This window comes from Sphaerisporangium sp. NPDC051017, assembly GCF_040683095.1.
Taxonomy (GTDB): domain Bacteria; phylum Actinomycetota; class Actinomycetes; order Streptosporangiales; family Streptosporangiaceae; genus Sphaerisporangium.
Window position 1 is genome coordinate 79,354 of sequence record NZ_JBFBCI010000003.1, and the last position, 21,601, is coordinate 100,954.

Consider the following 21,601-nt stretch of genomic DNA (forward strand, 5'->3'; position numbering starts at 1 on the left):
GGTAGTGGGCACAATGCGTGATTGACGGGGGATGTCGAGGGTAGCCGTTCAGTGGAAACGGTGACCGACAGATGGTGGTGAAGAATATGGCGTCCATGGTTGAGCGCATCAAGGAGTACCTGCGTAGCGCGAAGGGCCGCGAGAACGTCGAGAAGGCGAAGACGATGGCTCGTGACCCGCAGAACCAGCGCAAGCTTCGCGAGTTGGTGGACCGCTGGCGGGCGCGCAAGACGACCCACTAGGACCCACGCGAGAGTGACGGCGGCCCCGGACCCCCACGATCCCGCTGTCCGTCCGGCATGGGTGGCCGGCGCCGCCTGGAACGCGCCGGGCGGCGCCACCGGAGCCGGCGTGACGGCACGGGACGGCGCGGACGACGGCGGCACAGGCCGGTACAGGACGCCACTGGACGACTGGCCGCGACACAACGCGACACAATGCAACATAACGCGACACAGGGTGACACGGAAACGCCGGGCGACCTGAGTGTGGACCGGACGGCCGGACCTGGCAGGCTTGCCGGTGGGGACTATGATTCTCCCCCCGACCCCCGTGGAGGCTGACCTTGCAGGGACCTCTCAGCGACATCGTGGTGCTCGACCTGTCCCGGGCGCTCGCCGGGCCGCACGGAGCGCAGATGCTGGGCGATCTGGGCGCCACGGTCATCAAGGTGGAACATCCCGACGGCGGCGACGAGTCGCGCGGCTGGGGCCCGCCGTTCGCCGGCCCCGCGGGTGACGTCTCGACGTACTTCCTCGCGGCCAACCGCAACAAGAAGTCGATCACCCTCGACCTCAAGTCCCCCGAGGGTGCCGATCTGCTGGCCCGCCTGGTGAGACAGAGTGACGTCCTGATCGAGAACTTCCGCACCGGCGTGCTCGACCGCCTCGGCTTCTCCATGGAGCGGCTGCGCGAGCTGAACCCCCGCCTGGTGATCCTCTCCATCACGGGCTTCGGCCACGACGGTCCCGAGGGCGGCAGGCCCGGTTACGACCAGATCGCCCAGGGCGAGGCGGGCCTGATGAGCCTCACCGGCCCCTCGCCCGCCGAGCCGTACCGCGTGGGCGCGTCGATCGCCGACCTGCTCGCGGGCATCCACGGCGCGTACGGAGTGCTGGCCGCCCTGTACGAGCGCGAGCGCACCGGCCAGGGCAAGGTCGTCCGCACGTCCCTGCTGGCCTCGGTGGTGGGCGTGCACTCCTACCACGGGACGGCGTGGACGGTCGGCGGCAAGGTCCCGGCCGCGGCGGGCAACCACCACACCTCGATCGCACCGTACGGGGCGTTCCACTGCGCCGACGGGATGATCCAGATCGCCGTCGCCAACGACGCGCAGTGGCGCAGGCTCGCGCCCGTGCTGGGCATCGACCCCGCCGACCCGAGGTACGCGGTCAACCGGCAGAGGTTCGCCCACCGCGACGAGCTGATCGCCGACATCGAGAAGGCCCTGGCCGCCCACGACCGGGCGCACTGGCTGGCCGTGCTCGCCGATCTCGGCGTCCCGGCCGGGGCGATCCGCTCGCTGGACGAGGTCTACGCCTGGGACCAGGTCCGCTCGCAGGGGCTGGTCGTCACCGTGGAGCATCCCGTGCTCGGGACGATCGAGCTGCCGGGGTCGCCGCTCAGGTTCGACGGCGCGCCGCCCGCCGAGCACACGCCCCCGCCGGAGCTCGGCCAGGACACCCGGGCCGTGCTCGGCTGGCTGGCCGAGCGGGAAGGGTGACCTGGCCGACCGTGTCGCCGATGTCGCCGACGAGCCCGCAACGGCCTGACGCCCGTACGCTCATCGACACCGTCCTCGACCACGGCTCCTGGCAGTCGTGGGACGAGCCGCCGCTGGACCCGGCCCCGCCCGGGTCCGCCTACGCCGAGGAGCTCGCCTCCGCGCGCGCCAAGACCGGCTACGACGAGTCCGTGGTCACCGGCGAGGGCCTGCTGGCCGGGCGCCGGGTGGCGGTCATGGCCTGCGAGTTCTCCTTCCTCGCCGGGTCCATCGGGGTGGCCGCCGCCGAGCGGCTGGTCCGCGCGGTCGAGCGGGCGACGGCCGAGCGGCTGCCGCTGCTGGCCGCCCCCGCCTCCGGTGGCACCCGCATGCAGGAGGGCGCGCTCGCCTTCGTCCAGATGATCAAGATCGGCGCGGCCGTTGCGGCCCACCGCGCCGCGGGCCTGCCGTACATCGTATACCTGCGGCACCCGACGACCGGTGGCGTGTTCGCCTCGTGGGGGTCGCTCGGGCACGTCACCGCCGCCGAGCCGGGCGCACTCATCGGTTTCCTCGGCCCGCGGGTGTTCGAGTCGCTGTACGGCTACGCGTTCCCCGAGGGCGTGCAGGTGTCGGAGAACCTGTTCAAGCACGGGCTGGTCGACGCCGTGGTGTCGGCCGGGAACGCCAGGGAGATCGCGATCCGCGCCCTGGCCGTGCTGTGCGCGCCGACCGGGCCGGAGCTCGAACGCGGACCGGAACCGGTCGAGCGGCCGGTGCACGTGGAGGCGTGGGAGGCGATCAGCCGCTCGCGGCGCGACGACCGGCCGAGCGTCAGGGCGCTGCTGAAGCTCGGCGCGTCGGACGTCACGCCGTTGAACGGGACGGGCGTCGGAGAGAGCGATCCGGGGGTGCTGCTGGCGCTGGCCCGGTTCGGCGCGGCGCCCGCCGTCGTCCTCGGCCAGGACCGCAGGCGCCAGGGGCGCAGTCTCGGCCCGGCGGGGCTGCGGGTGGCGCGCCGGGGCATGCGCCTGGCGTCCGAGCTCGGGCTGCCGCTGGTCACCGTGATCGACACGGCGGGGGCGGAGCTGTCGAGGGCGTCGGAGGAAGGCGGGCTGGCGGGCGAGATCGCCCGCAGCCTTGCCGACCTGGTGGTGCTGGACGCGCCCACCGTCTGCCTGCTGCTGGGGGAGGGCGCGGGGGGCGCGGCGCTGGCCCTGCTGCCCGCCGACCGCGTGCTGTGCGCCCAGCACGGCTGGCTGTCCCCGCTGCCGCCCGAGGGAGCCTCGGCGATCCTGTACCGGACGATCGACTTCGCGCCGGAGATCGCCAAGGCCCAGGGCGTCCGGGCGGCCGACCTTCAGCGGGACGGGATCGTCGACCGCATAATTCCGGAATTTCCGGATGCGGCCTACGAACCCCGGCCCTTCTGCGAGCGGGTGGCCCGGGCGCTGGAGTACGAGATCATCGGTCTGCTCCAACGCCCGGCCGAGGACCGCCTGGCCGCCCGCCTCGCCCGCTACCGCCGACTAGGCGTGGGAGGCGGCTCGGCCTGACCGGCCGCGGGGGTCTCCTGCCATAGCGGCGGGTGCGGGGGCTCGTCGTGCCGCCATAGCCTCTTGCCCCGCGCGTCGAACCCCGTCACCCGGTATCCGGAGACGTACACGTCGCCGGCGGGCTCGAAGGGGACCGAGAACAGGACCACGCCCTGCTTCCACGGGTCCTGGACGGTCCGCGCGCGGGCCGTCCGTCCGTCCTCGAACGTGACCTCCACCCGGGCCGTCCGGGCCCTGGCGTAGCCGAACCACCGCCCGGCGTCGAAGTGCGAGGCGACCGGGACGTCGGTCACCCCGTTCGAGAGGTGCCCATCAGGTGGAGATATCGCCATATTTCCCGCGAAATCCGCGCCGACGATCCTGTCGCCGAGCCGCCACACCAACGACCCGTCGTCGTACATGCGTGCCTCGGGCCCGCCGGGCAGGTCCAGCACGGGCCCCACCCGCTTGGCGTTGGACGCGCCCACCGGATCGGGAAAGTTCGGGTAGAACGGGTTCGCCACCCACTGGACGACCTTGCCCTGGGCGTCGGCTCGCCGCTCGGTACGGGCGGCGGCGGGTCCGGGCGGCGCAGGCGTGCGAGCCGCAGGTGGCGGACGCGGTTGCGGGTCAGGTTGCAGACGATGGCGCGCAGGTAGGGGACGGCGGCGCCGTCATCGCGCAGCCGTCCCTGTCTTCGGTGCAGGCGCGCGAACGCCTCCTGCGCGATGTCCTCGGGATCGTCCGCGCCGAGCAGCCCGGCCAGCCGGACCATCGCCGGGTAGTGCGCGGCGAAGATCTCGGCGACCGTGGGCCGCTCGCGGGAGACGGTCGGGGTTTGGGTCACATACGAGAGACACCTGCACCCTGGGCCGGTTGACTCGGCACAGGGATGCGTTCGACCCGGATCGAGTGGACCTCCTCGTGCGGCACCACGACCTCGTACGCGCCGTGGTCGACCATCCAGTAGCCGAGGGCCTCGGCCTTGGGGCCGCTGTGGCCGGTGTAGGCGATGTGCAGGCCGTCCTCGTCCTCGTCCAGGACCACGCACGGCTCGCCGCCGAACGCGCCGACCGTGCGCAGCAGCACCAGCCACTGCAGTTCGTCGCGCCGGACCCGCCGCCGCCAGTAGCCGCCGACCTGGTCGAACCCCTCGCGGGGCTCCTCGCTGAACAGGACGACGTCGCCGGGGCCGGGGCCGAGGGCGGCGGCGTAGGTCTGGTCGTGACGGCGGGCGATGAAGCCCAGCCCCACGGGCTCGATCTCGCTCATGCCGCCGACCGCCAGGTCAGCCCGTCATACTCGGCGAAGCGCCGCTCACCGCGCGGGGTCAGGTGGTGGATCTCGGCGCCCGCCGGGATGGGCATCGGCGTGGTGTGGAACTGGGGGACGACGTGCTGGCGCGAGGTGGTGAAGCCGTTGCCCGCGAAGGGGGGCGAATCGTTCCAATCTCCGCCCATGTGCGGGCCGTAGGGGACGACGTAGACGTCGGTCTCGCGCGAGAGCCACCGCAGGATGTACAGCTCGGGGACCTCGGGGGTCAGCTCCGAGCCCTCGAAGGTGAGGTCGAGCGCCGAGATGATCTGCTCGGGGGTGGACAGGCGCGAGCAGTCCTGCACGCGGTAGACGTACCCCGAGATGATCGTGCGCTGGCCCGCGAGGTAGGGAACCAGCAGCCGAGGAGGGATGACCTTCTGCATCTGCGTTCTTGGCGCCGGCTCGCTCACACTCGGTATTTTACGATCTGCCGACCTCGGCTTTTGGCACGGCGCGATAAATATCTGCGCGCCGGTGCGAGAGGCTGGGCAGCGTGGCGCGCACGCGCTCGGTCTCGGCGAGGTCGATCTCGGCCACGTGGACGCACGGCGCGGGCCCGAGGTCGGCGCGGACCACGCCCATCGGGTCGGCCAGCATGCTCCTGCCGACGCCGAAACCGTCCAGGGCCTCGGGGTTCGGGGCCTGGCCTACGGCGATCGTCCACATGGTGTTCTCGATGGCCCGCGCCTTGACGAGCGTCGTCCAGTGCTCTTCCTTCATCGGCCCGGTGCCCCAGGCGGCGATGACGGCGAAGGCGTCGGCGCCTAGGTCGACCAGCGCGCGGGCGTGCTCGGGGAAGCGGATGTCGTAGCAGGTGATCAGGCCGAGGCGCAGGCCGGCGAGCTCCACGACGACGGGCGCGTCCCCGGGCGCGACCAGGTCGGACTCGCGGGCGCCGAAGGAGTCGAACAGGTGGATCTTCCGGTACGCCCCCGCGCGCCGCCCGCGGCGGTCCAGCGCGACGGCGGTGTTGAAGACCCGGCCCTCCACCGGCTCGAACGTGCCGAGGACGACCGCCACCTCGTGCGTGCGCGCGGCGTCGGCCACGGCGGTGACGAAGGGACCGTCGAGCGGCTCGGCGAAGTCGGTGACGCGCTTGCCGATGCGGGTGAGCGTCGCCTCGGGGAACACGGCCAGGGCGGCGCCCTTGGAGGCGGCCCGGCCGAGCGCGTCGCGGACGCGTTCCAGGTTGGTCTTCGGGTCCTCGGACACCGGGATCTGGCACAGCGCGATGCGGGTCACCCCACCAGGGTAAGCGGGGAGGGCCTCAGTTGCCGAGATCTCGCGGCGCCGGTCCGCCGGAGAGGTCGCGGGGCGCGGTCGCCGGCGGCGCGGGATCGGGGGAGCGGCGGGCCGGGACGAGCTCTCCCCAGGTGAGGCACCGCCAGGCCCATTCGAGTGGTCCGTGGCGGAAACGCGCCAGCCACCAGTGCGCGAATCCGGCGAGGATCGCCAGGACGGCGGCGGCCGCGGCCAGGGCGCCGAGCCTGGTGCCGTCCCGCGCCAGCAGCGGCGCGAGGGCCGCGGCCGAGAGGCTGCCCGCCAGGTAGGCGGTGAGGGTCATCCGCCCGAGCGGCTGGAGGAAGGCGCCGACGCCGGGGGCGCGCCGGGTGAGCAGCAGGACGCCGGTGCAGTAGGCGACGGCGGCGGCGAGCCCGGCGAGCGGGTAGACGGACACGGTGTACGGGAAGCGGAACGTCTCCGGGTGCGCCCACAGGTACACCCAGGCGCCGGTCAGCGCGACGGCCAGGGGAGCGCTGACCGCGAACGCGGGCGCCAGGGCGCGCGGGCCCGGGGCGTACTCGATCACGGCCATGCCGAGCAGGAAGAGCCCCGGGACCAGCCAGATGCCGCCGGCCTCGGCGAGCACGGCCCACAGCGTGCCGCCCACCCCGGCGGTGAGCACCAGCCATCGGGGCAGGAAGGAGGCGGGCAGCAGCACGAGCGCCCCGGCGATCGCGTACGGCAGCAGCACCTCTCCGGGGCTTACGAACCGGTGCAGCAGGCCCAGGCAGGCGAGCACGCCGAGCCTGCGCAGCAGCGGCCACCACGGACGCGGGGTCCTGCGCGCCGCCGAGCGCAGGAACAGCACGAAGCTGACGCCGAAGAGGAAGGAGAAGACGGGGTAGAAGCGGCCCTGCAGGAGGTTCTCGACGATCCAGTCGGCGGGGGTGGGGACACGCCGTTCCAGCGCGCCCGCGGTGTGCTGCCAGGTGTTGACGACGGTGATGCCGCAGACGGCGAAACCGCGCAGCGTGTCGAGCTCCCGGATCCGCGTCACCCGCGCCGCCGCCGCTCACATGACCCGCATAAGGGGGCAATCCAGGCGTCCATCCGACGAGGCTAATGCCCGGCGGCCGGATAGGCTGCCGGTGTGAGCGAACCTCTGGTGGCGCGCATGCGCGAGTTCGGCACCACCGTCTTCGCCGAGATGACGGCGCTGGCCGTCCGCACGGCGTCGATCAACCTCGGCCAGGGCTTCCCCGACACCGACGGCCCCCCGGCCATGCTCGAGCGGGCCGTCGCCGCGATCAGGGACGGCTTCAACCAGTACCCTCCGGGGCCGGGGCTGCCCGAGCTGCGGCAGGCCGTCGCCGAGCACCGCAAGCAGCACTACGGCCTCGACTACGACCCGGACGGCGAGATCCTGGTGACCGTCGGCGCGACCGAGGCCATCTCCGCCGCCGTCCTCGCCCTGTGCGAGCCCGGCGACGAGGTCATCGTCTTCGAGCCGTACTACGACTCCTACGCCGCCGCGATCTCGCTGGCCGGCGCCGTGCGCAGGCCCGTCACGCTGCGCCCCGTGGACGGCCGTTTCACCTTCGACCCCGCCGAGTTGCGCGCCGCCGCCGGTCCGCGCACCCGGGCGATCCTCGTCAACTCACCGCACAACCCCACCGGCACCGTCTTCACCTACGACGAGCTGACGGTGATCGCCGACGTCGTCCGGGAACACGGCCTGGTGGCCGTCACCGACGAGGTGTACGAGCACCTCACCTACGACGGGGTCGAGCACACCCCCCTCGCCACGCTGCCGGGCATGCGCGAGCGCACCGTCATGATCTCCTCGGCGGGCAAGACCTTCTCGGTCACCGGCTGGAAGACGGGCTGGATCTGCGCGCCGCGCGGGCTGGTCACCGCCGTCCAGACGGTCAAGCAGTTCCTCACGTTCACCTCCGGCGCCCCGTGGCAGCTCGCGGTCGCCCACGGCCTGCGCGAGGAACTGGCCTGGGTGGGCGGCCTGCGGGACGGGCTCGCCGCCAAGCGCGACCGCCTGATGGCCGGGCTTACGTCGGCCGGCTTCGAGGTGTACCGGCCCGCGGGGACGTACTTCGTGCAGACCGACATCCGCCCGCTCGGCTTCACCGACGGCCTGGATCTCGCGCGGCGGCTGCCCGAGCTCGCCGGCGTCGTCGCCATCCCCACCCAGGTCTTCTATGACCGCCGCGACCTCGGGCGGCACTTCGTCCGGTTCGCCTTCTGCAAGAAGGACGAGGTCATCGACGAGGCCGTGGCCCGGCTGGCCCGCCTGAACGGCTGACGCCGCGCCGTACGGCTCGCGCCGGGCGCGGCGGCGGCCGGTCTCCCGGATCCGCCGCCACGCCCGGCGCACGGTCAGCGCTTGACCGCGTAGGCCCGCGTGATCGTCTGCTTCACCTCGACGCCGCCTGGGCCGGCGCCCGTGGTGCGCAGGGACACGAAGCCGGCGGAGGCGGGGTTGGCCACGAAGGCGGCCCACTTGTCGCCGACCCGGTTCACCCGCAGCGGCCGCCAGCTCTTGCCGTCGTCGAAGGACGCCTCGACCTTCAGCGACGAGAGCGCGCCACCCTCGGCGGTCATCCCGATCGCGGTGACCGAGCCGGGCTTCGCCCGGTTGTGGTCGTCGACCCCCACCAGGTCGTGCTTCACGGCGGGAACCGGGAGCGCCGACACGTCGGCCGTGTGCGCCGACCTGAACGTCCAGGACGCGTCGACCGCCGTCGCCAGCGTGGAGTACGGGACCGAGCGCCGGGCCGACACGTTCACCGTGTAGGTCGCCTCGGCGGCCGGGACCGTCGTCAGCAGCGCGCACATGCCGCCGAAGACGCAGCCGTCCAGCTTGATACTCTGCAGGACCGTGCCGTCCTTGCTGAGGCTCGCGGTGCCCGTGACGTTCCTGTCCCAGCCCCGGCGGCCGGCGGCGCGGTCGCTGAACAGGCCGTCGAGGACGTAGAGTATCTCGTCCTCGAACCGCAGCACCTGAGGCGCGGACGGGCCGATGGCCGCGGCGTTCCACACCTCGGAGGCGTTCCCGCGCCGCACGATGTGTGCCGCCGCGTCGGCGAGGATGTAGGCCCCCAGGTCGTGCGCGAGGGCGCCGTTCCACGACATCTCGGTCCCGGGGGTCACGTAGTTGGTGAGCTTGCCGGGAACCGTCACGGCCGACGACGACAGCCCGCGGAGGATGAACGACTGGCCGGGCAGGTTCGCGACCCGGTCGAACTCGGCGGGGGCGGCGACGTCCTGCGCGCGGAAGGTGGTCGTGATCTTCGCCAGGTCCGCCTTCCTGAACCGGCCGCCCGGGTCGGCGGGAAGGCCGCCCTTGCGGTAGTCCGCCAGGTCGTACCGGCTCGTCACGGGCGAGCCCTTCTCCCACACCGTTCGCGACAGGTAGTCGAGGTTCGGCTCCCGGGAGGGCAGCAGGTAGGCGTTCCACCCTTGCGGATCCCCGGACGTGGTGAAGATGCTCTCGTACGCCTGGTCGCCGTCCTTCATGCGCGTGTTGATCTGCAAGAAGTTCGAGCGCGTGGCCGCCGGGTCGTCCAGCGAGAACGTGACGGGGTTCGCCTTGCGGGCGTCCAGGTCCACGGTCTCGTCATGCGTGCCGACCGTCACCGTGCGGTGGGTGAAGGTGTAGGCGTTGTCCTCCAGCAGTTCGGCGATGAGCTTCCACTCGCCGCGCTGCAGGCGGGCCGTGGCGACCCCGCCGGTGAAGCGCAGATCGTTGAAATCGCCGGACTTGAGGTTGTAGAACGTGGCGAAGGCGTCGTCGGCGGGCTTGCCGTCCCTGCCGGTCGCCTTCAGCGTCACGTCGTAGGACTCCGGCTCGACGTACGCGCCCGCCAGGCCGCGCACGGTCACCCCGTCCGCCGTCGCGGTGACGACGCCGGGGTAGGCGCCGGTGGTCAGCCCGGAGGCCAGGGTCAGCGTCACCGACGCGCTGCCGCCCGCGGGGACCGCGAGGTGATCGGCGGAGAGGGTGAACGGGCCGTCCTCGGTCAGCGCGAGGTCCACCGGCGCGGACGAGGTGTTGGTGTAGGTGATCTCCTTGGTGACGTCCGGGCCGCTTCCCGGCCAGCGCACGATGGCCCAGGCGTTCGGGGTGTCGGCCACCACCGTCTGGGTGACGGCCTTGGCCACGTCGACCCGGCCGGTGCCCTGCTGGTACGGCGTCAGGTCCGTGCCGGGCTTGGCCGAGGCCATCAGCGCGGCCTTGAGGCGCGCCCCCGTCCAGTCCGGGTGCTGCTGGGCCAGGATCGCGGCGGCGCCCACGACGTGCGGGGTCGCCATCGAGGTGCCGCTTTTGGCCACGTACTGCTCCGGCGTGGTCCCTGCGGCTCCCGCGGCCGTGATCGCCACGCCCGGCGCGGTGATGTCGGGCTTGACGGCGCGGTCGCCCACGCGCGGGCCCTGGCTGGAGAACTCCGCGAGACGGTCGTTCCCGTCGACGGCGCCGACGGTGAGCGCGGCGTCGGCGGTGCCCGGGCTGCCGACCGATCCGGGCACGCCCGAGTTGCCCGCCGCGATGACGAACAGCGTGCCGGTCCGCTCGCTCAGCGTGTTCACCGCCTGTTCGACCGGGTCGACGTCCGGGCCGTCCGGCCCGCCGATGCTGACGTTGACCACCGGAGCCTTGACCTCGGTCGCGGCCCACTCCATGCCGGCGATCAGCGCCGACTCGGCGATCCCGAAGGCCCCGCCGACCTTGCCGACGGCGATCTTGGCCTCGGGCGCGACGCCCTTGTACCTGCCGCCCGACGCCGCGCCCGAGCCCGCGATGATGGACGCAACGTGGGTGCCGTGGCCGACGTCGTCGCTGGTGTCGGGTTCGTCGGAGAAGTTGGCGGACTGGGTGACCACTCCCTTGAGGTCGGGGTGGTTGGCGTCGTAGCCGGTGTCGAGGACCGCGACGGTCACGCCCTTGCCCGTCAGGCCCGACTTCCAGGCCTCCGGCGCGCCGATCTGCGGGACGCTCTTGTCCAGCGAGTAGGAGAGCTTGCCGTCGAGCCAGAGCTTGGTCACGCCCGCCGTGAGCGACTTGGCGGCCGTGCCGGGCCGCAGGCCGTCCCAGACGGTGGCGGCCTGCGCCTTCGGCACGCGGGACGCCGCCAGGCCGAGGTCGTCCAGGGTGCGCCCGGCCTTGGCCGCCTTCGGCGCGGCGCCGCCCTGCGTCATGATCGGGATGTCGGCGCGGTGCGCGTCGTCGTAGCCCCACGCCAGAAGTTGCGTGACGTCGAACAGCCGCCGGTCGACCAGGCCCTTGCCGATGAGGGGGGCCGCGTCCGACGGGATCACGTACACGTGCCCGGCGTACTTCTGGATCGAGAAGGACGCCTCGCGCCCGGCCCCCGGCAGGACCTGGTACGCCTTCGCGTCGCCCGGCGACCCGGACACCGTCACCCGGTCGCCCGTGATGAGGGTTACCGTGCCGGACACGCCCTTCGCCGCGCCTTGCCCGGTACCGGGCTGTTTCCCGCCGGGCTGTGCCGTGGCCGTGCCGGCGGCCGAGGGCCCCGCCGTCACGCCCAGCGTGGTCACGGCCGCGAGGGCGATTGCTGCGACTTTTCGCTTCATCGTCGTCCTTTGCGGATTGTTTACTACCCGTCAACCCGATCAGACACGAAAAAGCGACGGGAGGTTGCCTCCCGTCGCGAAATATTTTCAGAAAAAGTCGGACTTTGGCGACATAATGGGATGTGGAACGATTTAGCGCTCAGGGGGTGAAGGGATGGGGGTGCGCCCGGGCGGAACGGCCGTCACTTTCTGTTGTCGCGCCCGCCGGTCCTGGTGATCGCGTACGCGAAGTTGACGGCCGCGATGAGCGCGAACACGAGCAGGAGCGGAAAAGCGCCCGAGGTGTTCAGCACCACGGCGAACGTCAGGGGCACCGACAGCGCGAGCGACCCGAGGCCGAGCACCATCTGCGCCCAGTCGGGACCCTGGCGCCTCGGCCGGGCGGCCAGCCTGGCGTCGATGACCGCGTTCACTCGGTCGACCAGGGATTCGGCCAGTTCGAGCTCGTACTGGGGGCCGAGCTCGCGGCGTGCGGACATGGCGGCGGCGACCTCGTCGCGCTCCAGTTTCTGGGACTCCACGCCCCCGATTCTGCATCGTGACGCCCCGCGGGCGCGAGGAATCCGCGCCCCGGGCGGCGTCTCCGTCGAATCGAGATGAACGAGCGGGCGTGCGGGGCGGTACGCGGTGGTATTGCCGGGTCTTTTTCGGCGAAATGCTCTGAAGAAACCGGAATCAGTGGGCAATAGTGGCCAATGAGGCCGGACTCCGGTGTGGATAGCTTCGGGCCGGGACGATCGTGGACGGGACCGGGCCGTGAGCCGCGTCCCCGAGCCCGGAGCCCGCGACGGGAGTGATGGACATGCCGGCCGGGAACGTCCGGCCGTGAAGGAACGACCGGCCCCGCGCGCGGTGACCGGGCGGTGACCGGGAGACAGGAGAGGAAAGAGATATGCCGGATCCGATCGAGGTGCGCAAGGTCGCCATCGAGAGCGTCACCGACGCCTCCGGGCTGGAGAAGCTCATCGACGACGGCGTGATCGAGGCCGACCGCGTGCTCGCCGTGATCGGCAAGACCGAGGGCAACGGCGGCGTCAACGACTACACCCGCATCCTGGCCGACCGCGCCTTCCGCGAGGTCCTGATCGCCAAGGGGACGCGGAAGCCCGAGGAGGTCGCGCAGGTGCCGCTGGTGTGGTCGGGCGGCACCGACGGCGTGCTCAGCCCGCACGCCACGATCTTCGCCTCCGTCGACCCCGCCACCGTCGAGCCGTCCGAGGAGCCGCGCGTCTCGGTCGGCGTCGCGATGAGCGACGTCATCCTCCCCGAGGACATCGGCCGCCCCGCGATGGTCGAGAAGGTCGCCGCCGGCGTGCGGGAGGCCATGAAGATCGCCGGGATCGAGGACCCGGCCGACGTCCACTACGTGCAGACCAAGACCCCGCTGCTCACCCTCGCCACGATCACCGACGCCAAGTCGCGCGGGCAGGACGTCGTCATCGAGGACACCGGCCCCTCCATGGACATCTCCAACTCCACGACCGCCCTCGGCATCGCCGTCGCGCTCGGCGAGATCGAGATGCCGAGCGCCGAGCAGATCCACCGCGACCTCTCCCTCTACTCCAGCGTCGCCTCGTGTTCGTCCGGCGTCGAGCTGGACCGGGCGCAGATCGTCGTCGTCGGCAACGTCCGCGGCATCGGCGGCCGGTACCGGATCGGGCACAGCGTGATGAAGGACGCCCTGGACGCGGACGGCATCTGGGAGGCGATCCGCGCCAGCGGCATCGACCTGCCCGACCGCCCGCACCCGAGCGACCTCGGCGGCCGGCTCGTCAACGTGTTCATGAAGTGCGAGGCCGATCCCAGTGGCCGGGTGCGCGGGCGCAGGAACATCATGCTCGACGACTCCGACGTCCACTGGCACCGCCAGATCAAGGCCACGGTCGGCGGCGTCGCCGCCGGCGTCACCGGCGACCCGGCCGTCTTCGTCTCGGTGGCCGCCGTCCACCAGGGCCCCTCGGGCGGCGGCCCCGTGGCCGCCATCGCCGACCTGAGCTGACGGGAGACCGGGCGGGTCTCGTGGCGTGAGGGTTCCGTGGCGGCGGGTAGGCTCGCGGGTCGTGCCGAGCATTCCGCAGCCGCTGCTTCCCGACGACGACGGTCGCGCCGACCCGTCGGTGGCCGCCGCGCTGGCCGCGTTCGCCGCCGGGACCGGTGGCGCCGCCGAGGTGGCGACCGCCCTGAGCACCGCGCGCCTGCTCGTCCCCGTGGTGGCGCTCCTGACCGAGTCGGAGGTCGCGGAGAACGGCCTCCGGCGGGAGAAGGAAAGCGAGATGGCGCTGCCTGTCCTGGTGGGCGCCGACGGCAGGAAGGCGGTGCCGGCGTTCACGGGGGCCGAGTCGCTCCGGCTGTGGCGCGCCGACGCGCGGCCGATCCAGGCGGTCACCCCCCAGGTCTGCCGGGCCGCGCTGGGTGAGGACGCCGCCGCCGTGATGATCGACGTCGCCGGTCCGGTGCCGTTCGCGATCGAGGGCGGGGTCCTGCGCGCCCTGGCCTCCATCGGCGGGACCGCCGGGGACGGCGACGGAGTGCAGGCCCTGCTGCGCGGGCTGGCTCCGCACGCCGACGTGACCGTCGCGCGCATCCCCACCGCCAGGCGCGGCCTGTTCCGCCGCCTGCGCCGCGACAACGGCTGATCGCCAGGGGCCTCGGCGGCTAGGGTCGGCGTGTGAGCTTCATCGTCGCCGGAGCCGCCCTCCTGGGTTTCCTCGCCGGGCCCTACGTCCGCGCCCTGGCGAACGGCTTCGCCCCGTCCGAAGACCTCACCGTCCGGACCCCGGCCCAGCCGACGCCGGAGGGCCCTGAGGCGGACCGGCACGAAGCGGCCGACCTCGCCCCGGAGGATCCGGCGGACGTACACCGGGACGTGGCGCGGCTCGATCATGGTGCGACGCGGCGGGCCTCCAGGGAAGAGGCGCGGCGCGCGTTCCGTGGCATGGTGCGCGCCGTCCCCCGGCCCGCGTGGCCGCCCGTGGCCGAGACGGGCGTCGCCGTCGTCTGCGCGCTGGTGGCCTGGAGGTTCGCGGGTTCGTGGGAGCTGGCCGCCTGGCTGTACGCGGCGCTCGCGGGGTGCGCGCTCGCGATGATCGACTGGCGTACGCGGCGGCTGCCGGACGCGATCACGCTGCCGTCCTACCCGATCCTCGCGGTCCTGCTGGTCCCCACGGGGCACCTCGTCGGCGGGCTGCTCGGCGGCCTGGCGCTGACCGGGGCGTACGCGATCATGTGGTTCGTCCGGCCCGACGCGCTCGGCTTCGGGGACGTGAAACTCGCCGGGCTCGTCGGCATGCTCACCGGCGCCCTCGGCCTGGACGCGTGGCTCGTGGGCGCGCTCGCGGGCCAGTTCCTCGGCGCCCTGTACGCCGTCACCCTGCTCCTCACCCGCCGCGCCACCGCCAAGACCCACTTCCCCCTGGGCCCGTTCATCCTCCTCGGGGCCCTGGCCGCCACCTTCCGCTAGCCGGAACGGCCACCGGCACCGCCCCGGAGCAGGGCGCCGGGTTCGCCGGGAGGTGGGTGAGGGCAGTAGGCGGTGCATGGAAGACTTGTCATCATGTTGCGCTGGTTGACCGCAGGCGAGTCCCATGGCCCCGAGCTCGTCGCCATCCTCGAAGGGTTGCCCGCCGGAGTCGCGGTGACGACCGCCGATGTTCAGGACGCTCTGGCGAGGCGCCGGCTGGGGTACGGCCGGGGCGCGCGCATGAAGTTCGAGCAGGACGAGGTGACCATCGTCGGCGGCGTCCGCCACGGCCGCACGCTGGGCAGCCCGGTGGCGATCCGCGTGGGCAACACCGAATGGCCCAAGTGGGAGACGGTGATGGCGGCCGACCCGGTCGACCCCGACCTGCTCGCCGCGCAGGCCCGCAACGCCCCGCTGTCGCGTCCCCGCCCCGGCCACGCAGACCTGTCGGGCATGCAGAAGTACGGCTTCGACGACGCCCGCCCCGTGCTGGACCGCGCCAGCGCCCGTGAGACGGCGGCCCGCGTCGCGCTCGGCCAGGTCGCCCGGAACTTCCTCAAGCAGGCGCTCGGCGTCGACATCGTCAGCCACGTGATCGGCATCGGCTCCGTCGATGCGCCCCCCGACGCGATCCCGGGCCCCGGCGACCTGGCGGCGATCGACGAGAGTCCCGTCCGCTGCCTGGACTCCGAGGCCGCCGCCGCCATGATCGAAGAGATCGACACGGCCAAGAGGGAGGGCGACACGCTCGGCGGCGTCGTCGAGGTCGTGGCGTACGGGCTGCCGCCCGGCATGGGCAGCTACGTCCACTGGGACCGGCGCCTGGACGCGCGCCTCGCGGCGGCCCTCATGGGCATCCAGGCGATCAAGGGCGTCGGGGTGGGCGACGGGTTCGAGACCGCGCGCCGCCGGGGCTCGCAGGCCCACGACGAGATCGAGAACACCGCCGAGGGCGTCCGGCGCGTCACCAACCGCGCGGGCGGCGTCGAGGGCGGCATGACCAACGGCGAGCCGCTGCGGGTCCGCGCCGCCATGAAGCCGATCTCCACGGTGCCCCGCGCCCTGTCCACGGTGGACGTCCTCACCGGAGAGCCCGCCAAGGCGATCAACCAGAGGTCGGACGTGTGCGCCGTCCCGGCCGCCGGTATCGTCGCTGAGGCGATGGTCGCGCTGGTGCTCGCCGACGCGGCCGTCGAGAAGTTCGGCGGCGACTCCGTGGAGGAGGTCGCCCGCAACGTGTCCGGCTACCTCTCGTCTATGGTGATCAAGTGACCTCTCCTGCACCCGGCGACGACCGCACGACGCCCAGGGCGGTGCTGATCGGCCCGCCGGGGTCGGGCAAGTCGACCGTCGGCGCCCTGCTGGCCGACCGGCTCGGCACGTCGTTCCGCGACACCGACGCCGACGTCGAGGCCACGGCCGGCAAGCCCGTCTCCGACATCTTCGTGGACGACGGCGAGGACCGCTTCCGCGAGCTCGAGGCCGAGGCCGTGCGCCGTGCGCTCGCCGAGCACGCCGGGGTGCTGTCGCTCGGCGGCGGCGCCGTCCTCAGCGAGGCCACCCAGGGCCTGCTCGCCGGGCACCCGGTGGTCTACCTGCGGGTCGGCCTCGCGGACGCCGTGCAGCGCGTCGGGCTCGCCCAGGCGCGCCCGCTGCTGGTGCTGAACCCCCGCAGCCGCCTCAAGCAGCTCATGGACGAGCGCCGCCCCATCTACGAGCGGCTGGCGTCCCTGATCGTGGCGACCGACCGGCGCACTCCCGAGGACATCACCGACGAGATCGTCAAGGGGCTCCAGGCGTGACCAGCACCCGCATCACCGTCAAGGGCGACCGTCCGTACGACGTGGTCGTCGGCACCGGCGTGCTCGCCGAGCTGCCCGGCCTGTTCGGCGCGGGCGTGCGCACGGTCGCGGTGGTCCACCCCGCCGGCCTGCCGGAGATCGCCCGCCCGGTCTGCGGCGTCCTGCGGTCGGCCGGGTACACCGTGGTCGAGCTGCCCGTGCCGGACGGCGAGGCCGCCAAGTCCGTCGAGGTCGCGGCCGAGCTGTGGTCGGCGTTCGGCCGCTACGGCGTCACCCGGTCGGACGCCGTGGTGGGCGTCGGCGGCGGCGCCACCACCGACCTCGCCGGGTTCGCCGCCGCCACCTGGCTGCGCGGGGTCGAGGTCGTCCAGATGCCGACCACGCTGCTCGGCATGGTCGACGCCGCCGTGGGCGGCAAGACGGGCATCAACACCGCCGAGGGCAAGAACCTGGTCGGCGCGTTCCATCCTCCCGCCGGGGTCCTGTGCGATCTCGCGACCCTGGTGTCGGTCCCGCGCGACGACTACGTGGCCGGGCTCGCCGAGATCATCAAGGGCGGCTTCATCGCCGACCCGACGATCCTGCTCCTGATCGAGGACGACCCCGAGGGAGCCCGCCTGCCCGAGGGCCGCCACACCCGCGCCCTGATCGAGCGCAAGATCCAGGTCAAGGCCGACGTCGTCGGAGCGGATCTCCGCGAGTCGGGCCTGCGCGAGATCCTCAACTACGGCCACACGCTGGCCCACGCGATCGAGCGGGTCGAGAACTACCACATCCGGCACGGCGAGGCCGTGTCCATCGGCATGGTGTACGCCGCGGAGCTGTCCCGGCTGGCCGGGCACGCCGGGGCGGACCTGGTCGAGCGCACCCGCTCGATCCTGACGTCGGTGGGCCTGCCGACCGCCTACCGCCGCGAGGCCTGGCCGGAGCTGCGCGACCACATGCGGGTCGACAAGAAGAACCGCGGCGCCAAGCGGCGGTTCGTGATCCTGGACGACGTCGCGAAGGTCACCCGGCTGGAGGACCCGCCGGAGGAACTCCTGGAGGCGGCCTACGGCCAGATCGCCCGGTGACCGCGGAAGCGCGCCGGCGGCAGGGACGGGCACGGCGCTCGGACGGCCGTGTGGGGGAGAGAAGAGCGGCGAGCCCGGTTGAATGAGCCCGGCGCGATGAGCCCGGTGCGGTGAGGCCCGGTTTGATGAGGCCCGGTTCGGTGAGGCCCGGTTCGGTGAGGCCCGGTTCGATGAGGACGGTTCGATGAGGACAGTGTTCGTGTTCAACGGCCCCAACCTGTCGCGGCTGGGGACGCGCGAGCCAGATGTGTACGGCGCGCAGACGTTCGAGGACCTCGAGGCGCTGTGCCGGCGGACGGGGCGGGAGCTCGGGCTGTCGGTGGACGTCCGGCAGACCGACGACGAGGCCGAGCTGGTCGGCTGGATCCACGAGGCCGCCGACGGCGTGATCCCCGTGGTGCTGAACCCGGCCGCCTTCACCCACTACTCGTACGCGCTGCGCGACGCGATCGCCCAGCGCACGGCCCCGCTGATCGAGGTGCACATCTCCAACCCGGCCGCCCGCGAGGAGTTCCGCCACACCTCGGTGGTCGCGGCCGTGGCGTCGGGCACGATCGCCGGGTTCGGCCTGCGCTCCTACGAGCTGGCCCTGCGCGCCATCGCCGAGGAGGGCGCGTGACGTACACCTCCTACGTCGCGATCGGCGACAGCTTCACCGAGGGCCTCAACGACCCGGGCCACGACGGGCACTTCCGCGGCTGGGCCGACCGGGTCGCCGAGCGCCTGGCCGCGCTGGAGCCCGGCTTCCACTACGCCAACCTCGCCGTGCGCGGCAAGCTGCTGGAGCAGATCGTCGAGCACCAGGTGCCGGCCGCCGTCGAGCTGAAGCCGGATCTGATCACCTTCTGCGCCGGCGGCAACGACCTGCTGCGCCCCGGCGGCGACCCGGACCGCATGGCCAAGACGTTCGCCCGCGCCGTCCGCGACCTGCGCGCCACGGGCGCCGAGGTCGTGCTGTTCACCGGCGTGGACCCGCGCGACACGCCGCTGATGCGCCACGTCCGGGGCCGCTGCGCCACGTTCTACCTGCATGTACGTTCCATCGCCGACCTGTACGGGTGCCGGGTGGTGGACCAGTGGTCGATGCAGTCCCTGCGCGACTGGCGTGCCTGGAGCGAGGACCGCCTGCACATGAACGCCGAGGGTCACCGCCTGGTGGCCGCGAAGGTGTGCGAGGTGCTCGGCGTCCCGTCCGAGGACGACTGGCGCTACACCTGGCCGCCGCGCGAGCGTGTAGACCGCCGGGTGAAGCTGCGCGAGGACCGGCTCTGGCTGCGCGAGCACCTGCTGCCGTGGGTGGGCCGGCGGCTGCGGGGCAGGTCCTCGGGCGACGCGGTGGACCCGAAGCGTCCCTCGCTCGGGCCGTATCTCACCATGGCCGACGCGAAGACCCCGCCCGGGGACGCGCGCACCTAGCCGTCCGGCGCGCACGCCCGGTGCCCGCCCGACGCGGCCTAGCCCCCCGACGTGCACGCCCGGGTCGCCCGGCGCGCCCTGGCCGTCCTACGAGGCGGCCGAGGTCAGCCGGCGCAGGGCCGCGCGCACCTTCTGCGGGTCGCTGGTGGTCCAGAACGGCGGCAGCGAGTCGCGCAGGAAGCTTCCGTAGCGCGCGGTCGCGAGGCGGGGGTCGAGGACGGCGACGACGCCCTTGTCGTTCTGGCTGCGCAGCAGCCGCCCCGCGCCCTGAGCGAGGAGCAGCGCCGCGTGGGTGGCGGCGACGGCCATGAACCCGTTGCCGCCCCTGGCCGCGATGTGCCGCTGCCGGGCCGACGCCAGTGGGTCGTCAGGCCGGGGGAACGGCACGCGGTCGATGATCACCAGGCTCAGGGCCGGGCCGGGCACGTCGACGCCCTGCCACAGCGACAGCGTGCCGAACAGGCACGTGGCCGGGTCCTCGGCGAACTGCTTGACGAGCAGGGACGTCGAGTCGTCCCCCTGGCAGAGCAGGGGCGTGTCCAGGCGGTCGCGCAGCGCCTCGGTGGCGGCCTTGGCGGCGCGCATGGACGAGAACAGGCCAAGCGTGCGCCCGCCCGCCGCCTCGATGAGCTCGGTGATCTCGTCCAGGTACTCCTTGGGAAGCCCGTCGCGCCCGGGCTGGGGCAGGTGCTTGGCGATGTAGAGGATGCCGCTGCGGGCGTGGTCGAACGGCGAGCCGACGTCGAGGCCGGTCCACGGCTTGCGCTTCTGCCCGGAGTCGGTCTTCTCGGCCGGGGCGGCATGATCGGCATGGTCGGCCTGGTCGGCGCGGGCGGGGCCGAGACCCCACTGGCGGGCCATGCCGTCGAACGTGCCGCCGAGGGCCAGCGTGGCGCTGGTGAGGATCACGGTGCGGTCGGCGAAGAGCTTGTCGCGCAGCATGCCGCCGACGCTCAGCGGCGCGACCCTGAGCACCGGGGGACGGCGGTCGGTCGCCCCGTCGAGCCACACGACCTCGGCCCGGTCGACCTCGGAGTCGCCGCCGAACGCCTCCAGGATGCGGACGGCGGTGTCGTGCACCTCGTCCAGGGCGGTGAACGCGGCCTTGCGCTGCCCGGCCTTCTCGGGGTCGTCGTTCTTGCCGCCGCCCCACATGTCGCCGCCGCGCGGGCCCATCGCGGTGATGCACGCCCACGCGGAGTCCCGCACCAGCGACAGCGTCATGCCGAGCACCTGGGGCATCTGGTCGATGCGGCCGGGCGGAGCGGCGGCGAGCAGGGCCTTCAGGTCCTCGCCGGCCTCCTGGAGGCGGTCGGCGACGGCCTGCTCGATCAGCCGTCCGACCCGGCGGACGGCGGTCGCGACGGAGACCTCCGACAGCTCGTCGGTGACCACGCTCGTCACGCGGTCGACGAGCTCGTGCGCCTCGTCCACGATGACGACGTCGTGCTCGGGGAGGACGGCGAACTCCTCCATGGCGTCGATCGCGAGCAGCGCGTGGTTGGTGACGACGACGTCGACCTGGCCCGCGCGCTCACGGGCGCGTTCGGCGAAGCACTCGGCGCCGCTCGGGCAGCGCTGCGCGCCGAGGCACTCGCGGGCGGTGACGGAGAACTGCCGCCACGCCTGCTCGTTGACCCCGGGCACGAGCTCATCGCGGTCGCCGGTCTCGGTCTCCTCGGCCCATTCCTGGATGCGCTGCACCATGCGGCCGGTGGCGCTGACCTCGCGCGGGTCGAAGAGCTGGTCGTCCTCGTCGTCCGGCCACGCGGCGGTGATTTTGTAGCGGCATAGATAGTTTCGCCTGCCTTTGAGGATGGCGAACTGTGGTTCGTGGGGTAGGTAATCGGCCAGGGCCTCCGAAAGGCGGGGCAGATCGCGGTCGACGAGCTGGCGCTGGAGGGCGATGGTGGCGGTGGAGACGACCACGGCGCTGTCGGACTCGATGGCGTGGCGGATCGCGGGCACGAGGTACGCCAGCGACTTGCCGGTGCCCGTGCCGGCCTGGACGGCGACGTGCTCGTCGCTCTCGATGGCGTGCCGCACGGCCTGCGCCATCTTCACCTGGCCGGGACGCTCGGCACCGCCGACCCCCGTGACGGCCGCGGCGAGCAACTGCTCGACGGGCGGAAGCTCTTCCTCTTCCTCCAGGTCGTCCTCGAAGGCGCCTTCGTCGTCGAGGTCATCGTGGCCGTCCCCGGCGTCGTACGCCGAGCGGGTCGCGGCCGCGGTGCCTGAGGCGCCGGAGATGTCCGAGGGATCCGAGGTGTCCACGGGGTCGAGGGAGTCGTCGAGCACGACACGCAACGCTACCCGCCCCGGAGGGGTCGCGGCGCCTGGACCGGTCCCGCGACCCGCGGTGCGTTCCGGGTGCATCTCGGCATTCCGGAAGCCGGACGGCTCTCCGCGTGGCAGACTTGCCGCACCGGTTCTGGGGGGTCAATGACGATCTACCATACGCC

Annotated in this window: 20 protein-coding genes and 1 pseudogene; 12 read left to right on the forward strand and 9 right to left on the reverse strand. The window is 72.9% G+C overall.

Annotated elements, in window-relative coordinates:
• Positions 1–95: 95 nt before the first annotated feature.
• The 3 genes from AB0M95_RS04425 (at position 96) to AB0M95_RS04435 (ending at position 3,258) form a co-directional block, all read left to right on the forward strand.
• A complete protein-coding gene (locus AB0M95_RS04425) occupies positions 96–242 on the forward strand; it encodes a hypothetical protein (RefSeq protein ID WP_358509776.1) in 147 nt (48 codons plus the stop codon).
• A 323-nt stretch (positions 243–565) separates the two neighbouring features.
• Positions 566–1,723, forward strand: coding sequence for a CoA transferase (locus AB0M95_RS04430; protein ID WP_363759341.1), 1,158 nt, complete (start codon positions 566–568; stop codon positions 1,721–1,723).
• 20 nt (positions 1,724–1,743) lie between these two features.
• On the forward strand, positions 1,744–3,258 hold the full coding sequence (locus tag AB0M95_RS04435) for a carboxyl transferase domain-containing protein (protein ID WP_363759344.1): 1,515 nt from the start codon (positions 1,744–1,746) through the stop codon (positions 3,256–3,258).
• Here the strand turns inward: AB0M95_RS04435 and AB0M95_RS04440 are convergent.
• The 6 genes and pseudogenes from AB0M95_RS04440 to AB0M95_RS04465 form a co-directional block, all read right to left on the reverse strand.
• Positions 3,222–3,761 (reverse strand): hypothetical protein, encoded by a 540-nt coding sequence (locus AB0M95_RS04440; RefSeq protein ID WP_363759797.1) that lies wholly within the window; start codon positions 3,759–3,761, stop codon positions 3,222–3,224. The two genes, AB0M95_RS04435 and AB0M95_RS04440, sit on opposite strands and share 37 nt — an antisense overlap.
• A gap of 95 nt (positions 3,762–3,856) precedes the next feature.
• Positions 3,857–4,084, reverse strand: a pseudogene (locus tag AB0M95_RS04445) (sigma factor); the annotation flags it as partial.
• Positions 4,081–4,509: a hypothetical protein gene (locus tag AB0M95_RS04450; protein WP_363759347.1), complete on the reverse strand. Its 429-nt coding sequence runs from the start codon at positions 4,507–4,509 to the stop codon at positions 4,081–4,083. The pseudogene AB0M95_RS04445 and the gene AB0M95_RS04450, both read right to left, overlap by 4 nt.
• The gene (locus AB0M95_RS04455; protein WP_363759350.1) at positions 4,506–4,964 is read right to left on the reverse strand and encodes a hypothetical protein; all 459 of its coding nucleotides are present in this window, start codon (positions 4,962–4,964) and stop codon (positions 4,506–4,508) included. The genes AB0M95_RS04450 and AB0M95_RS04455 overlap by 4 nt, the downstream gene beginning before the upstream one ends.
• 10 nt (positions 4,965–4,974) lie before the next feature.
• A complete protein-coding gene (locus tag AB0M95_RS04460) occupies positions 4,975–5,796 on the reverse strand; it encodes a carbon-nitrogen hydrolase family protein (protein ID WP_363759353.1) in 822 nt (273 codons plus the stop codon).
• A 25-nt stretch (positions 5,797–5,821) separates the two neighbouring features.
• The gene (locus AB0M95_RS04465) at positions 5,822–6,835 is read right to left on the reverse strand and encodes a DUF418 domain-containing protein (RefSeq protein WP_363759356.1); all 1,014 of its coding nucleotides are present in this window, start codon (positions 6,833–6,835) and stop codon (positions 5,822–5,824) included.
• Positions 6,836–6,928: 93 nt separating this feature from the next.
• Here AB0M95_RS04465 and AB0M95_RS04470 point away from each other — a divergent pair, with 93 nt between their 5' ends.
• Positions 6,929–8,095, forward strand: a complete 1,167-nt coding sequence (locus AB0M95_RS04470) for a pyridoxal phosphate-dependent aminotransferase (protein ID WP_363759359.1) — start codon at positions 6,929–6,931, stop codon at positions 8,093–8,095.
• A 74-nt stretch (positions 8,096–8,169) separates the two neighbouring features.
• Here the strand turns inward: AB0M95_RS04470 and AB0M95_RS04475 are convergent, their stop codons facing one another.
• Positions 8,170–11,388 (reverse strand): S8 family serine peptidase, encoded by a 3,219-nt coding sequence (locus AB0M95_RS04475; RefSeq protein WP_363759362.1) that lies wholly within the window; start codon positions 11,386–11,388, stop codon positions 8,170–8,172.
• Positions 11,389–11,570: 182 nt separating this feature from the next.
• The gene (locus AB0M95_RS04480) at positions 11,571–11,909 is read right to left on the reverse strand and encodes a hypothetical protein (RefSeq protein WP_363759365.1); all 339 of its coding nucleotides are present in this window, start codon (positions 11,907–11,909) and stop codon (positions 11,571–11,573) included.
• Positions 11,910–12,280: 371 nt separating this feature from the next.
• Here AB0M95_RS04480 and AB0M95_RS04485 point away from each other — a divergent pair, with 371 nt between their 5' ends.
• From AB0M95_RS04485 to AB0M95_RS04520, 8 genes are all read left to right on the forward strand, one after another.
• Positions 12,281–13,387, forward strand: a complete 1,107-nt coding sequence (locus tag AB0M95_RS04485) for a ring-opening amidohydrolase (RefSeq protein ID WP_358509744.1) — start codon at positions 12,281–12,283, stop codon at positions 13,385–13,387.
• 61 nt (positions 13,388–13,448) lie between these two features.
• The gene (locus AB0M95_RS04490) at positions 13,449–14,024 is read left to right on the forward strand and encodes an SseB family protein (protein WP_363759369.1); all 576 of its coding nucleotides are present in this window, start codon (positions 13,449–13,451) and stop codon (positions 14,022–14,024) included.
• A gap of 32 nt (positions 14,025–14,056) precedes the next feature.
• The gene (locus tag AB0M95_RS04495; protein ID WP_363759372.1) at positions 14,057–14,848 is read left to right on the forward strand and encodes an A24 family peptidase; all 792 of its coding nucleotides are present in this window, start codon (positions 14,057–14,059) and stop codon (positions 14,846–14,848) included.
• A 93-nt stretch (positions 14,849–14,941) separates the two neighbouring features.
• Positions 14,942–16,120 (forward strand): chorismate synthase, encoded by a 1,179-nt coding sequence (gene aroC / locus AB0M95_RS04500; RefSeq protein WP_363759375.1) that lies wholly within the window; start codon positions 14,942–14,944, stop codon positions 16,118–16,120.
• The gene (locus AB0M95_RS04505; protein ID WP_363759378.1) at positions 16,117–16,650 is read left to right on the forward strand and encodes a shikimate kinase; all 534 of its coding nucleotides are present in this window, start codon (positions 16,117–16,119) and stop codon (positions 16,648–16,650) included. The genes aroC and AB0M95_RS04505 overlap by 4 nt, the downstream gene beginning before the upstream one ends.
• On the forward strand, positions 16,647–17,723 hold the full coding sequence (gene aroB, locus AB0M95_RS04510) for a 3-dehydroquinate synthase (RefSeq protein WP_363759381.1): 1,077 nt from the start codon (positions 16,647–16,649) through the stop codon (positions 17,721–17,723). Before AB0M95_RS04505 ends, aroB begins: the two co-directional genes overlap by 4 nt.
• A 184-nt stretch (positions 17,724–17,907) precedes the next feature.
• Complete coding sequence (gene aroQ, locus AB0M95_RS04515; protein ID WP_363759384.1) at positions 17,908–18,342, forward strand: type II 3-dehydroquinate dehydratase; 435 nt, start codon at positions 17,908–17,910, stop codon at positions 18,340–18,342.
• A complete protein-coding gene (locus AB0M95_RS04520) occupies positions 18,339–19,139 on the forward strand; it encodes an SGNH/GDSL hydrolase family protein (RefSeq protein ID WP_363759387.1) in 801 nt (266 codons plus the stop codon). Before aroQ ends, AB0M95_RS04520 begins: the two co-directional genes overlap by 4 nt.
• Before the next feature lie 87 nt (positions 19,140–19,226).
• Here the strand turns inward: AB0M95_RS04520 and AB0M95_RS04525 are convergent, their stop codons facing one another.
• Positions 19,227–21,290, reverse strand: a complete 2,064-nt coding sequence (locus AB0M95_RS04525) for an ATP-dependent DNA helicase (RefSeq protein WP_363759790.1) — start codon at positions 21,288–21,290, stop codon at positions 19,227–19,229.
• Between the last annotated feature and the right edge of the window lie 311 nt (positions 21,291–21,601).